General features: G+C 69.9%; 15 protein-coding genes and 1 tRNA gene. 7 read left to right on the forward strand and 9 right to left on the reverse strand.

Annotated elements, in window-relative coordinates; translation table 11 throughout:
* Positions 1-51: 51 nt before the first annotated feature.
* Genes J2X55_RS14615 through J2X55_RS14630 form a run of 4 tightly spaced genes read right to left on the reverse strand, consistent with a single transcriptional unit; the run spans position 52 to position 2531 of the window.
* Positions 52-612, reverse strand: coding sequence for a DUF1992 domain-containing protein (locus J2X55_RS14615; protein WP_115919781.1), 561 nt, complete (start codon positions 610-612; stop codon positions 52-54).
* On the reverse strand, positions 609-1541 hold the full coding sequence (locus J2X55_RS14620; RefSeq protein ID WP_309824295.1) for an oxygenase MpaB family protein: 933 nt from the start codon (positions 1539-1541) through the stop codon (positions 609-611). The genes J2X55_RS14615 and J2X55_RS14620 overlap by 4 nt, the downstream gene beginning before the upstream one ends.
* 46 nt (positions 1542-1587) lie before the next feature.
* Positions 1588-2118 carry a hypothetical protein gene (locus J2X55_RS14625; RefSeq protein ID WP_115919777.1) on the reverse strand — a complete coding sequence of 177 codons (531 nt, stop codon included), beginning with the start codon at positions 2116-2118 and terminating at the stop codon, positions 1588-1590.
* Positions 2119-2120: 2 nt separating this feature from the next.
* Positions 2121-2531 (reverse strand): DUF4383 domain-containing protein, encoded by a 411-nt coding sequence (locus J2X55_RS14630; protein WP_103205818.1) that lies wholly within the window; start codon positions 2529-2531, stop codon positions 2121-2123.
* Positions 2532-2783: 252 nt separating this feature from the next.
* Between J2X55_RS14630 and J2X55_RS14635 the strand changes: the two genes are divergently transcribed.
* Genes J2X55_RS14635 through J2X55_RS14645 form a run of 3 tightly spaced genes read left to right on the forward strand, consistent with a single transcriptional unit; the run spans position 2784 to position 4157 of the window.
* Positions 2784-3212 carry a YdeI/OmpD-associated family protein gene (locus tag J2X55_RS14635; RefSeq protein ID WP_309824297.1) on the forward strand — a complete coding sequence of 143 codons (429 nt, stop codon included), beginning with the start codon at positions 2784-2786 and terminating at the stop codon, positions 3210-3212.
* Between the two features lie 42 nt (positions 3213-3254).
* Entirely contained in the window at positions 3255-3893 is a 639-nt protein-coding gene (locus J2X55_RS14640; protein ID WP_115919775.1) for an asparagine synthase, read from the forward strand.
* A gap of 54 nt (positions 3894-3947) precedes the next feature.
* On the forward strand, positions 3948-4157 hold the full coding sequence (locus tag J2X55_RS14645; RefSeq protein ID WP_115919773.1) for a hypothetical protein: 210 nt from the start codon (positions 3948-3950) through the stop codon (positions 4155-4157).
* Between the two features lie 149 nt (positions 4158-4306).
* On the opposite strand, the gene J2X55_RS14650 is transcribed toward J2X55_RS14645, so the two are convergent.
* Positions 4307-4379 (reverse strand) — tRNA-Arg (locus tag J2X55_RS14650).
* A gap of 150 nt (positions 4380-4529) precedes the next feature.
* Here J2X55_RS14650 and J2X55_RS14655 point away from each other — a divergent pair.
* Complete coding sequence (locus tag J2X55_RS14655) at positions 4530-6026, forward strand: L-serine ammonia-lyase, iron-sulfur-dependent, subunit alpha (RefSeq protein WP_309824299.1); 1497 nt, start codon at positions 4530-4532, stop codon at positions 6024-6026.
* Positions 6027-6047: 21 nt separating this feature from the next.
* Here the strand turns inward: J2X55_RS14655 and J2X55_RS14660 are convergent, their stop codons facing one another.
* From J2X55_RS14660 to J2X55_RS14670, 3 genes are all read right to left on the reverse strand, one after another.
* Complete coding sequence (locus tag J2X55_RS14660; RefSeq protein WP_115919769.1) at positions 6048-6479, reverse strand: MarR family transcriptional regulator; 432 nt, start codon at positions 6477-6479, stop codon at positions 6048-6050.
* Between the two features lie 233 nt (positions 6480-6712).
* Positions 6713-7333, reverse strand: a complete 621-nt coding sequence (locus tag J2X55_RS14665; RefSeq protein WP_115919767.1) for a histidine phosphatase family protein — start codon at positions 7331-7333, stop codon at positions 6713-6715.
* Between the two features lie 202 nt (positions 7334-7535).
* Positions 7536-8030, reverse strand: coding sequence for a GNAT family N-acetyltransferase (locus J2X55_RS14670; protein ID WP_115919765.1), 495 nt, complete (start codon positions 8028-8030; stop codon positions 7536-7538).
* Positions 8031-8106: 76 nt separating this feature from the next.
* Between J2X55_RS14670 and J2X55_RS14675 the strand changes: the two genes are divergently transcribed.
* Complete coding sequence (locus J2X55_RS14675; protein WP_115919763.1) at positions 8107-8925, forward strand: Cof-type HAD-IIB family hydrolase; 819 nt, start codon at positions 8107-8109, stop codon at positions 8923-8925.
* A gap of 142 nt (positions 8926-9067) precedes the next feature.
* The gene (locus J2X55_RS14680) at positions 9068-9736 is read left to right on the forward strand and encodes an excalibur calcium-binding domain-containing protein (RefSeq protein ID WP_115919761.1); all 669 of its coding nucleotides are present in this window, start codon (positions 9068-9070) and stop codon (positions 9734-9736) included.
* A 19-nt stretch (positions 9737-9755) separates the two neighbouring features.
* Here J2X55_RS14680 and J2X55_RS14685 read toward each other — a convergent pair whose 3' ends face one another.
* On the reverse strand, positions 9756-10958 hold the full coding sequence (locus tag J2X55_RS14685) for an aminotransferase class V-fold PLP-dependent enzyme (protein ID WP_115919759.1): 1203 nt from the start codon (positions 10956-10958) through the stop codon (positions 9756-9758).
* 129 nt (positions 10959-11087) lie between these two features.
* Between J2X55_RS14685 and J2X55_RS14690 the strand changes: the two genes are divergently transcribed.
* On the forward strand, positions 11088-12539 hold the full coding sequence (locus J2X55_RS14690; protein WP_115920016.1) for an amino acid permease: 1452 nt from the start codon (positions 11088-11090) through the stop codon (positions 12537-12539).
* Positions 12540-12601 lie beyond the last annotated feature (62 nt).

The following is a 12601-nucleotide window of genomic DNA, read 5'->3' on the forward strand; positions in this document are numbered from 1 at the left end:
GATCCCGGCGGGCTCGGCCGCTGCAGACCGGTGCGTCGTACCGCCCGAGGTTCAGCGCTCCCGTCGGAACCACCTGCGGCGCCGCGCCGGCGCCGGCACCGCGGCGGCCTCCACACGCGCCCGACGCCTCTCGATCCACGCGGCCACCTCGGCGTCCACGTCCACCGTCGGTGTCACCACCGGCGGACCACCCTGAAGCTGTCGACGGGCCTCGATCACGCGGCGGTTGAAGTCCTCGACCGCCTCGCGCACCTCGGGTTCGTGAGCGATGGCATCCAACCGCTCGGCCATCTCCCTGTGCTCGACGCGCAGGGTCAAGGCCGGCGGGCCGAGGCCGGTCAGCTGCTCGGTCTCGATCTTGCGCCGGATCCACCAGTCGGGGTCGTGAGAGCCGCCGAGGTCGGGCAGGGGCTTACCGGCGCCCGGGAGGTTGTCGAAGTCGCCGCGGCGGATCGCCTGCTGGATCGAGGTCTCGACGAACGCCGCCCGCTCGGCGGCTGTCGATCCCCGCGCGGGACCCTCCGGTTCCGCGGGCTCGGGCTCGAGGCCGGCGTCGCGCAGCTGTCGGTCGAGCCGGTATCGTTCGGCGGCCTGGCGGGCGTCGTCGCTCACGCGGCCTCCCGTCCCTCACGCTCCAGTCGGTTCAGTCTCAGCCGCGCCATGTCTTGGGCGCGCGGACCCGAGCCCAGCGCGCGCTCGGTGACGCGCAGGATCACCCGCGTGAGTGTCAGCACCGGGAGAGGCCAGCGCCGCACCCCGAGCATCTTCCGGTAGCGGCGGGGGATCGTCGCCACCGCGGCGGCGAACAGCACGCGATACGACAGGCCCATCAGCCCGGGGAAAGGGGGCTTGCGCAGGAACGACACCACCTCGGCCACCCGCTCGTCGCCGCGCAACTCACCGCGGTCGGCGAAACCGTCGATCTCGGCACGTAGGGCGTTGCGGGTGAGAGGGGGATCCACGACACGCATGAGCCGGCCCGCGGTGGCCCAGTCGGCGACGTAGGCGTCGGGACCGCCGGGGATGGGCTTGCGCGACACCTCGTGGCCCGCGAGGAACGCGTCGGTGAAGGCGAGGTGCACCCAGCGCACGAGGTCGGTCGCCTCGGCGGTGTACGCGCGTTCGCTGCCGTCCCCGCCGACGTAGTCGCCCTTGACGCGGCGGTGGAATCTGCCGACGCGTGCGGTCTCGGCATCCGCCTGCGTCTTCGATCCGTACGTCAGCGTGATGACCCACCGGACGGTGCCCGTGAGACGGCCGATCGGATCCTCGCGATAGCGCGACCAATCGTGCACGCCGGCGAGAGCTCCCGGGTGCAGGGCTTGAAGGAGCAGAGCCCGGATGCCGGCCACCAGGGTGCCCATTCCGGCGTGCACGGTCCACGCGGGACCGTCCTCGATGAAATAGCCGGTGTCTTCGCCGTCGGCAATGGCGCGGACGTAGGGCGCCATGCCGGTGGGGTCTCCCGCCAGGGCGACGAGGATCTTGCCGCGCAGCGACTGTATCCAGCCGGGGGCGGAGGAGGGGGCGTCGTTCGTCACCCTTCCAGCGTGCCACCGTCGGAACGAGTGGGCGCCGGGAAAAGGCTCAATGTCCCTCGTGCGAGATGACGGGAACGGTGCCGTCGTCGCGCAGCAGTACGGCGTTCTGGGTCGCCCCCAGGGCGGGGGTGACGACCACGGCGATGACCGCGGCGGCGACGAGCAGTCCGACGACGCTCATCGGTTGCGCGGTGCGCGTCGCACCCGGACCGCGGGTCACGCGGCGAAGGTGGACGGCCGCGGTGGCTCCGACGACGACGAGCAGGGCGGATGCCGCGGCGACGCCCAGGATGCTCGTGTGCGCCGGGGCGGCGAACATCAGAGCCGCCGTCAGGGCGAGAGCGACGAGCGCTCCGGCCAGTGCGGTGCGCGGGACGACGAGTCGCCCCGTCGACAGGGTGGCGGCTCCCCAGGCGAGGGAAGCGAGACCGAGGATCACCATCCCGATCCCGAGGCCGCTCGCGACGGCCCCGGAATCGGGACGGATGATCGCACCCGCGCCGAGGGCAGCGGTGATGAGACCGGCCCCCCACGCGGATACGGAGGGCCACGACCTCACGAAGGTCGCAGCAGTCATGGTCAGACCGCCGCGGTACGCGGGACGTTGCGCTCGGTGCCGAGTCCGACACCCAGCAGCACGACGGCGCTGGCGAGGTGGAGGAAGTGGTCGGGCACGTTGAGCGCGAGGATGTTCGCGGCGGTGCCGACCAGGAAGAAGCCCACGATGCCGAGGAGCAGGTAGACGGCGCCGACGGTCGTGTTGACGCCCTTGGCGGCACGAGCGTTGGCGAGACCGGCGACCAGCAGCGCGGCGCCGATCAGAAGGTGGGCGATGTTGTGCAGCGGGTTGACCTCGAAGATACCGAGGAGCAGTCCGCCCTGCGTCGCGATGAAACCGACCCCGCCGGTGACGGCGAAGCCGAGCAGACCGACGAGCAGGTAGACAGCGCCGAAGACGGTGGCCACGAGACGGTTGGGTGATGAGCTCATGATGAACCTCCCAGAGTGTTGGCAGCGACCGTCCGGCCGCCTCAACACATCTTCGGAGACAATGCCTCGATCGGATTGGGCTTTGCGCGCAGCCCGGTTCATCCGCTATGCATCCGGATACGACAGAAGGCCCCCGAGTACTCTCCGAGGCCCTCCGCAACGACTTCGACCATAGGCATCCCCCTCGTGCGGAAAGAGGGGATTGTGTTTCGTCCACTGTTCACCTACTCGGTCGTCTGCCACACTCTGGCCATGCGTTTCGATACCACGCTGCTGCAGATGGGCAACAACACCGGGATCGAGGTCCCGCTCGAGGTGCTCCAGGGACTCGGCGGCGGAAAGCGCGCGGCCGTCGTCGTCGACGTGAACGGGTTCACCTTCCCCAGCACGATCGGGGCGATGGGGGGCAGATCGCTCATCCCCTTCTCCGCCGACAAGCGTGCGGCGACGGGATTGTCGGGAGGGGACGCCATCTCCGTCGAGCTCACCCTCGACACGGCGCCTCGCACGGTGGAGGTGCCCGACGACCTGGCCGCGGCCCTGTCCGCCGCGGGCGTCCGCGAGGCGTTCGATGCCCTCTCCCCGAGCGCACGAAAGGCCCATGTGACGAAGGTCGAGGGGGCGAAGGCCGCCGACACCCGCGCCCGCCGAATCGAAGCCGTCGTCACGACCCTCACCTGAGCGGTCGACGCCCCCGGACGATAGCCTGGACGGGGAGGTCACGTGGGGCGCACGAAAGAGGCCATCGCCGAGGGGCTGTCGATCGCGACAGCCGCGGCGCGCCTCGCTGTGCGCAACCGGATCCTCGTCGACACGATCGCCCGTGGCGGACATTTCGACGGCGAGGTCTTCGCCGAGCTGGCCCGTGAGACGTTGCGCTCACTCGCCGACGAGCAGGACCAGGCCGCCGAGCGTGTGACCCATCAGCGCAAGCGCGCATGGGGGCGCTTCTCGGACTCCTCCGGCACCCACGACTATCGCGACCGTGACACGCGCAACCTCCGTCGTCGCGCGAAGCAGTCCCGCGGAGTCGCCAAGGAGCTGCGCGCGCTCGCCGACGATCCCGAACGCGTGAAGACGCTGGTCGCCGACGCCCGTATCGCGGCGTGGGGCGATGTCGAGGCGAACCTCAGCCAGCGACTCGATGTCGAGGGCATGACGGCCGATGCCGACCCCGAGTACGCCCAGATGCGCAAAGCGCGCATGGACGCGCTCCGCATGGTCGACCTCGCCCGACTGGCGTCCCAGGCGAAGCGCCGCGCGAAGGACCGGGCCGCCGCCGGCGAGGCGGTAGCGCCGAGTGAGGCGCCCGAGCCCGAGCCGGGCAAGGGCGGCAAGAAGAAGAAGTCGGCCGCGCGCTGACCCCGTTTTCGCGCGAGGCCGGAGTAGCCTCGGCGCGAACGGAAGGTGGATGCCATGGCACAGCGACGATCGGGACGCGCGAAGCGGGTCGCCCGGCCGGGGTACGCCCTGGTTTCGGTGAGCGCGAGCGACGCGAACGGATTCGTGCACCACTACGACGAGATCGAGACACCGCTCGGCTCCCTGCACGAGGCGGTTGCGATCCTGCAGCTCCACTCGGCCGCGACGGACGCGGCTCACGCGGAGGAAGCGGCGTCGGCCTGACGTCTCGCGCCCCCGCTGCCGCCCGGATCGCGGTTTCCCGGCTCGGTCCGCGGTCTCACGGCCCCGCCAGGGTCCCGGCATCCGGACAGAGAAAAAGCCCCGGCGGAGTTTCCTCGCGCCGGGGCTTCTCTTACTGTCTCAACACAGTGTGCGCCCGAAGGGACTCGAACCCCTAACCTTCTGATCCGTAGTCAGATGCTCTATCCATTGAGCTACGGGCGCAGGGCCTCCGCGCGAAACGGCGCGCAGGCCGTGGTCCAGCATAGCCGGGACCACCCGAGACGTCTAATCGGCTCGGAACGGCCTGCATCCCGGGCGTGGCGCGGCGGTGACGAGCAGGTGTCGTGCCGGGGCGGGACGTACGCTGGCCGCATGAGCGCATACACCTCCGCGTTCGAGCTGTTCTCCATCGGGATCGGACCCTCGAGCTCCCACACCGTCGGCCCCATGAAGGCCGCCCTCCACTTCGCCACGCGGCTCGAGGGCGACGGCGTCCTCGACACGGTGGCATCCGTTTCGTGCGCCCTGTACGGCTCGCTCGGTGCGACCGGTATCGGCCACGGCACTCCCGACGCGGTCGTCGCGGGCCTGCAGGGGTTGGACCCCGAGACCGTCGACCCGGATGCCGTCCGCCGGGCGTGGTCGGACTGGCCCGAGGGGCAGAGCCTGGCGCTCGCCGGCCGGCACGCGATCCCGTTCGGCAAGGCCGACATCGCTCTCGAGCCGCGCACGCGCCTTCCCGGTCACCCGAACGCGATGACCCTCGTCGCTCGCGACGCCGACGGCGCCGTGGTCGCGGAGGACACGTTCTACTCGATCGGTGGCGGCTTCATCCGCCGCGAGGGTGAGCCGCCACGCGTCACCACGGCTCCGGTTCCGCTGCCCTTCGACGATGCGGCGACCCTCATCGAACTGTGCGACGAGCGCGGCATCACGATCGCCGAGGCGGCGCGTCTGAACGAAGCCGCTCTTCGCTCCGACGAGGAGATCGCGGCGGGACTGGACCGCATCTGGGACGCCATGGCGGCGTGCGTGAACGCCGGACTCGAGAACGACGGCGTGCTTCCCGGAATCCTCAAGGTCAAGAGGCGAGCCGCGGTCATCCGAGGGCAGTTGGATGCCATCGAGGCCGAGGGCCACCGTGAGCTGCCGGGGGAGTGGCTCGGTGCCTTCGCCCTCGCCGTCAACGAAGAGAATGCCGCCGGCGGGCGTGTCGTCACAGCCCCCACGAACGGCGCGGCGGGAATCCTGCCCGCGGTGGCGATGTACTGGTGGAGGTTCCTGGCCGACTCGGGTCTCGGTGCCGGCAACGCGGTCACGCCCTACGGCGAGCTCGTGGGCAGCGCACTGCTCGGGTACGACGGGCATGCCGTGACGCGCGGCGAGGTGGCGCAGTGGGACGACGGCGATGTGGCCGAGGCCAATCGTCGACGCGGCATCCGCCGTTTTCTGCTCACCGCGACGGCGCTCGGCTCGCTCTTCAAGGCGAACGCCTCGATCTCCGGCGCCGAGGGCGGGTGTCAGGCGGAGGTCGGCTCGGCCTGCGCGATGGCCGCCGGTGGCCTCACCGCGGTCATGGGCGGAACGAACCGGCAGATCGAGAACGCTGCTGAGATCGCCATGGAGCACCACCTCGGTCTCACGTGCGACCCGGTCGGCGGTCTCGTGCAGATCCCCTGTATCGAGCGGAACGCGATCGCCGCGTCGACGGCCGTGACGGCGGCGCGGCTCGCCTTGCGAGGCGACGGATCGCACTACGTGTCCCTGGACGCCGTGGTCGAGACGATGCGTCAGACCGGCATCGACATGTCGACGAAGTACAAGGAGACCAGCGAGGGCGGCCTCGCGGTGAACGTCATCGAGTGCTGAGCCGGGTGCGCCGCCCCGGCGTCAGTCCTGTCCGCGCAGCTTCGCGGTGAGGGCGTGGAGCTGCGCGAGTTCGTCGTTGTCGAGGCGGGCCATCCGCTCGGCGATCGAGCGGCCGTGCGCGGCCGCGAGGCGGCGGAAGACGACCGCTCCGGTCTCGGTGGCGGTGACCAGGGAGCCGCGGCCGTCCTCGGGGTCGGCGCACTTGGTCAACAGCCCCCGCGACACCATGCGCTCGACCAGGCGCGAGACGCTGGGCTGGCTGATGAGCATGTTGCCGGTGACGTCGCGCAGGCGTGCCGTCATGCGGGGAGCACGAGTGACGGTGAGGAGCACGTCGTACTCCGCCTGGGTCAGCTCGGTGCTGTCGAAATCCGACCGGATGTCCTCGAAGACCTCGTGCTGAGCGCGGAAGAGGCTCTCCCAGGCCTGCACGGCAAGACGGCGATCGGTCATAGGTTCAGCGTAGGGCCGTCGGCGACCCGTTCGCCCCGCGCGCGGGGCAAGAGTAAGGGCCGGTCGGAGAGGCTTCCGACCGGCCCTTGTCCCTGCACCAAGAGTGTCCTGCAATCACATGTCGGTAGCTGCCACAGCAAAACAACTACCGTGCGAGCACTCTATAACGGTGAGGTAACGGAGGGGAAGAGGTTGTCGTTATATTTTCGTGATCAACCTCGCGAGGCCCGATGTCAGCGGCCGCGGACGTGGTTCCACTGCGTGATGACCTCGCTGCCGTGCTCGAAGCCCAGCTCGCTCACCGCGGAAGTCCCCAGCACGAAGTATCGGCCGCCCGCGGCCGTCAGGCCCAGCCACGTGCCGGCGAGGGCGCGCAGGAAGTGCGAGTGCGAGAAGACCAGCACCTGTTCTCCCGCGCGGACGCGCGGGCGCAGGTCGTCGAGGAGCGACTCCGCGCGCGCCGTGACCTGCTCCACCGTCTCACCGGGGGTGGCCCCGGCGGGGGCGCCCGCCTGCCAGATCGTCCAGGGGCGGCCCAGCTGCTCGACGATCTCGGGCGTGGTCAGACCCTCGTAGGCGCCGTAATCCCACTCGACGAGACGCGGTTCGTGCTGTGCGTCGGGGTAGCCGGCGCGACGGGCGGTCTCGACGGCGCGCTCCAGGGGGCTTGTGAGTACTAGGTCGTAGCGACGGGTCGCCAGGAGAGTGCCAGCCAACTCCGCCTTGTACGCGCCTGTCTCGGTGAGGGGGATGTCGGTGAGCCCGGTGTGCTTGCCGGTGCGGCTCCACTCCGTCTCGCCGTGGCGCACCAGCACGAGGCGTCCGTCGGGTTCGGTCAGATCGTCGTCCTTCACCCCTCTATCCTTCCGCGCCGTGGTTCCGTGGTCGTCGGAATGGACGAAGGGCCGGTCGGGAGATTCCCGACCGGCCCTTTCCTGCACCAGAGTGTCCTGCAATCACATGTCGGTAGCTGCCACAGCAAAACAACTACCGTGCGAGCACTCTATAACGGTGAGGTAACGGTGGGGAAGAGGTCTCGCCGCGTTCTTTCCCGTTTCATAGGTTGCTTCCGCGGTGGGGCCCTCCGTCGAACTCCCCGCGGTCCAGCGGGCGCGACCAGGCCACCTCGTGCTCGAGCTGGCCCGTGATCCGGAACAGGCGCACCTGGTGGGTGTCCGCCAGTGCTGCGGACAGTTCGTCGCGGTCGGCGGGGAAGAATCCGACACCTTGCCAGAACGGCCCCGAACGCCGGCTGAACAACCAGGCGCGCGACGCGCCCTCCTGCGCGGCCCGCGCGAGAGCGAAGCGCGCGAGGTCGGTGCCGCGCCCCCGAGAACGTGCGTCCGGGCTGACGGCGACGCTGCGGATGAGGGCATGGCTGCCGTCGCCGCTCAGTTCGTAGCCGGTGCTCCCCGTCACCGTGCCGGTGGTGTCGCGGTCGATCCAGAGCCGCACCGTCGGTGCATCGAGACCGCTCACGGTCAGGTCGACGGCAGTGAGGAAGTCGGTCAAGGCGTCGATGTCAGCCGGCCGGCACCGCTCGAGACTCATTGCTCGAGTCAACCAGCATCCCCTGTCCGCTGCGGGCCGCAGCCCGGGCCCGCATCTCGGTGACGCGCCTGGAAAGATGGAAACCGTGCCCCACGACATCCGCCTGATCGCCGTCGACATGGACGGCACTCTTCTCGACGGTGAGGGCGCCATCCCCGCGCCCCTCTGGGAGCTCCTGCCGCGTCTGGCGGAGCGCGGTGTCGCCTTCGTTCCGGCCTCGGGGCGGCAGCTCGCCACCCTGCAGCGTCTGTTCGGCGACGCGGCCGGCGAGATGACCTTCATCGCCGAGAACGGCGCCTATGTCGTCCGTCAGGGCATCGAGGTGTCGTCCGACAGCATCGACCGCGATGTCGTCGAACGGGTCATCCGCCACCTTCGCGACCTCGGTCAGCGGGGGTACGACCTGGGTGTCGTGCTGTGCGGAAAGCGTTCGGCGTACATCGAGCGGACGGACGAGGCCTTCCGTGCTGAGGCCGACGCGTATTACGCGGCCCTCGAAGCCGTCGACGACGTGCTCGCGGTCGACGACGACGTTCTCAAGATCGCGATCTACGACTTCGCCGTCGCCGAGCACAGCGTCGCACCCGCCCTCGACGAGACCGCACGCACCCACCGCGTCGTCGTGTCGGGGCGCCACTGGGTCGACATCATGAACCTCGACGTCGACAAGGGCGCGGCCCTTCGCCGCCTTCAGAAGGCCCTCGACGTCACATCGGCGCAGACGGCGGCGTTCGGCGACTACCTCAACGACCTCGAGATGCTGGATGCCGCGGATTGGTCGTACGCGATGCGTGAGGCCCACCCCGAGGTCGTCGCCCGGGCCCGCTACCGCGCTCCCTCCCACCTCGACCACGGCGTACTGACCACCATCGACGAGTTGTTCCCCGACGCCTGAGCGGCGCGAAACGACGCCCACGGGACGCAAAACGCAGGGCGATGTCCGTCGAGGCGTCGTCGCCCGCCATGATGACCTCTGAGGTGCGCGGGGGCGCACCCGAACGGCGACATCGGCGTCGCCGCAACACAGGGGGAAGAACATGACGCAATCGAGCCTGCCCGCAGCCGGGTGGTATCCCGCCGCACACGCGAACGGGGAGCAGCGCTACTGGGACGGCGCCGCGTGGATCGAGCCGACCGCACCCGTGCCGGTACCCGGACAGAAGCAGGGCTTCTTCACCCGGTCGGTCACGCGGCGTACGGGAGCCATCGTGGCGGGCTCCGCGCTGGTGCTCGGGCTGCTGCTGGGCGCCGGCATGGGGTCGACCACCGCCCAGACGCAGGTGGCGTCCCTGGCATCCGAAGTGTCCTCGCTCCAGACCGAGGTCGCCGAAGCCGCCGAGACCGTCACCGATGCCGGTGCCGACGTCCAAGCCGCTGCCGCGCAGGTGGCGGAGGCGAAAGCCGAGGTGGAGAAGGTGAAGGGGCAGCTGGCCGCCTCGACGTCGAAGATCACCGAGATGGAGACGGCCGCCACGGCGGCGCAAGCCGAGCTCGACTCGCGCGCCTCGCAGATAGCGGACCTGCAGGGCAAGGTATCGGCGCAATCGGCACCCGCACCCGCGCCCGCTCAGCCGGTCGCCCCGAGCGCCGTCTCCTACAAGAACTGCAGCGAGGCGCGCGCCGCCGGCGCGGCTCCCGTGCGCCGAGGGGATCCCGGGTACGGCAAGCACCTCGACCGGGACGGCGACGGGATCGGGTGCGAGTGAGCGCTCCCGACGCCTGAGCTCAGACCCCCGACGCCTCCAACGCCGCCGCGAGATCGGCGAGGAGGTCGTCGGGGTCTTCGAGCCCGATGGACAGGCGCAGGTGCCCGTACCGCCGGAACTCCTCCGGGTAGGTCGCCGTTCGCGGTCCGTCGGCGGCGGTGTGCACGATCAGACTGTCGTCGTGCCCGAGCGAGAAGCCCGAGGTGATCAACCTCAGATGTGCGACGAAACGGTTTTGGGCCTCGGGGCCGCCGTCGATGGCGAAGGCCAGCATGCCGCCGTATCCCCTTCCGCCGAACTGGCGTCGGGCTATCTCATGTCCCGGATGAGACGCCAGCCCCGGGTAGGCGACGAACGCCACGCGCGGGTCGGCGTCGAGGAACGCGGCCACGCGCTCCGCCGACGACAGGTGTTGGCGCAGGCGCAGGGGGAGGGTGACCGATCCGCGCTCGATCATCCACGCGTTGAAGGGCGAGATGACCCCGCCGACGTCGACCATCGCGTCGGCCTTGATCGGCTCGATCAGCTCGGATCTTCCGATCACCGCTCCGCCCATCGCATCGCCGTGGCCGTTGATGTACTTCGTCAGGGAGTGCACGACCAGGTCGGCGCCGTCGGACAGCGGTCGATACAACGGCGGCGGGGTGAACGTCGAATCCACCATGAGCAGGGCCCCGGCGGCATGGGCGATCTCGGCGACGGCCGCGACATCCGTCACTTTCGTCGTCGGGTTCGCGATCGCCTCGACGCAGACGAGCCGCGTCTCGGGACGCATAGCCGCGCGGACGGCACTCGGATCCGAGATGTCCACGAAGGTGGCCTGGATGCCGTAGCGCCGAGGAAGCAGTTCCGTCCACAGCCGCCACGTGGCTTCGTAGACGACGTCGCTCACGACGACGTGATCGCCCGCGCTCACGTGCGTGAAGAACACCGCGTGCAGCGCGGCGACCCCCGAGGCGAGAGCCACGGCCTCTTCGCCGCCCTCGAGAGCGGCCAGCTTCCGTTCGAGGGCGAGCTGGTTGACGCCAGTGTTGCGCGTGTACAGCCCGGGGGCCGTTGCCGACCAGCTGATCTCGCTCGGATCCTCGGGCAGCTCGTACGAGTTCGACATGACCAGCGGCGTGCGCAGCGCCCGCGTGCTGTCGAGCTGTTTGCCCGCGTGGACGGCGAGGCTCGCCTCGGCGAGAGTGCCACTGTCGGTGCGGTCGGGGCGATCCGCCATCTCGACATCCTTCCTGCGGCACCGGCGAACGCGGTGCGCGCACCGGGGTCAGCGTAGCCCGCGGTCATGAACTACTCTGACCTGCGGTCGCCCGCAACGCGCGGGCTCGACGACGAATGCGAGAAGCTCATGAACCGACCCTCGGGTCCCTCCGTCGAGACCACCGGAGCGTCTGAGCCACGGCAGCTCCGCCGGGCGATGAGCGCGCGGCACCTCGTCATGATCGCGCTCGGGGGCGTCATCGGGTCGGGGCTCTTCCTCAGCTCCGGGTACACGATCGCGCAGGCGGGTCCGCTCGGCGCCGTGCTCGCGTACCTGCTGGGTGCCTTCGTGGTGTGGCTGGTCATGGTGTGCCTGGGCGAACTCGCGGTCACCTACCCCGTGTCGGGCTCGATCCACATCTACGCTGCCCGCACCATGGGCCCCGCGACCGGTTTCGCCACGGCCTGGCTGTACTGGCTGTGCTGGGTCGTCGCCCTCGGCTCGGAGTTCACGGCATCCGGGATTCTGATGCAGCGGTGGTTCCCGAGCGTCGACGTGTGGGTGTGGTGCGTGGTCTTCGCCGCCATCCTGTTCACCCTCAACGCCATCTCGGCCCGCGTCTTCGGCGAGACGGAGTTCTGGTTCGCCCTCATCAAGGTCCTGGCGATCGTGGCGCTCATCGTGCTCGGCGGCATGGCCATCTTCGGCTTCACGCCGCTGTCGTCCGAGCCGCACGAAGCGGTGCTCTTCAGCAACTTCGTCACGCCCGAGGGGCTGCTGCCCGCGGGCCTCGGCGGGGTGCTCATCACCTCGCTGGCCGTCTTCTACGCCTTCAGCGGCGCCGAGATCGTCGGTGTCGCCGCGGGGGAGACGAAGGATCCGGCCCGCAACATCCCGCGGGCCCTGCGCTCGACTGTGCTGCGCCTGCTCGTGCTGTTCGTCGGCTCGATCGTCGTCATCGCCGCGCTGCTGCCGTACGACCAGGCGGGTGTGAGCGAGAGCCCGTTCGTCGAGGTCTTCGACATCGTCGGCGTGCCCTACGCCGCCGACATCATGAACTTCGTCGTCATCACCGCCCTGCTCTCGGTGGGAAACAGCGGGCTGTATTCCTGCGCGCGCATGCTGTTCTCGCTCGCCGAGGAGGGGTACGCGCCCCGCGCTTTCACGAAGCTGACCCGCCGTGGCATCCCGATGGTGGCGCTGCTGGTCAGCCTCGCGATCGGACTCGTCTCGCTCGTCACCAGCGTCGTCGCCGCCGAGACCGTGTACATCGTGCTCGTCTCGATCGCCGGGTTCGCGGCGGTGGCGGTGTGGATGGCGATCGTCGCCGCGCAGTTCTTCCACCGTCGCGCGTTCCTGCGCGAGGGCGGCGACCTCTCGACCCTCGCCTACCGCACGCCGATGTATCCGCTCGTGCCGATCCTCGCGTTCGTCCTGCTCACCGCGTCGATCGTGGCGATCGCGTTCGACCCGAACCAGGTCGCGGCGCTGTACTTCGGCATCCCGTTCGTGGGTCTGTGCTACCTGTTCTTCTGGCTGCGGTACGGGCGCAAGGGGCTCACTCCGGCGCGACGCGACGAAGAGGCGCCCGTCGCCTGAGCGGTTGAAGGCTGTACGCCGCGTCTAGCCGACCCCCTCCCGCGCGCCAGAGTGGCGGATGC

This window comes from Microbacterium sp. 1154, from assembly GCF_031455375.1.
GTDB lineage: Bacteria > Actinomycetota > Actinomycetes > Actinomycetales > Microbacteriaceae > Microbacterium.

Coding starts and splice junctions, on each gene's coding strand:
- J2X55_RS14670 (WP_115919765.1), bottom strand. CDS start 8,030: ATGAGTCTCGAGCGGTGCCGGCCGGCTGACATCGACGCCTTGACCGAC.
- J2X55_RS14655 (WP_309824299.1), top strand. CDS start 4,530: ATGAGCGCATACACCTCCGCGTTCGAGCTGTTCTCCATCGGGATCGGA.
- J2X55_RS14680 (WP_115919761.1), top strand. CDS start 9,068: ATGACGCAATCGAGCCTGCCCGCAGCCGGGTGGTATCCCGCCGCACAC.
- J2X55_RS14660 (WP_115919769.1), bottom strand. CDS start 6,479: ATGACCGATCGCCGTCTTGCCGTGCAGGCCTGGGAGAGCCTCTTCCGC.
- J2X55_RS14645 (WP_115919773.1), top strand. CDS start 3,948: ATGGCACAGCGACGATCGGGACGCGCGAAGCGGGTCGCCCGGCCGGGG.
- J2X55_RS14685 (WP_115919759.1), bottom strand. CDS start 10,958: ATGGCGGATCGCCCCGACCGCACCGACAGTGGCACTCTCGCCGAGGCG.
- J2X55_RS14625 (WP_115919777.1), bottom strand. CDS start 2,118: ATGACTGCTGCGACCTTCGTGAGGTCGTGGCCCTCCGTATCCGCGTGG.
- J2X55_RS14630 (WP_103205818.1), bottom strand. CDS start 2,531: ATGAGCTCATCACCCAACCGTCTCGTGGCCACCGTCTTCGGCGCTGTC.
- J2X55_RS14690 (WP_115920016.1), top strand. CDS start 11,088: ATGAACCGACCCTCGGGTCCCTCCGTCGAGACCACCGGAGCGTCTGAG.
- J2X55_RS14675 (WP_115919763.1), top strand. CDS start 8,107: ATGGAAACCGTGCCCCACGACATCCGCCTGATCGCCGTCGACATGGAC.
- J2X55_RS14635 (WP_309824297.1), top strand. CDS start 2,784: ATGCGTTTCGATACCACGCTGCTGCAGATGGGCAACAACACCGGGATC.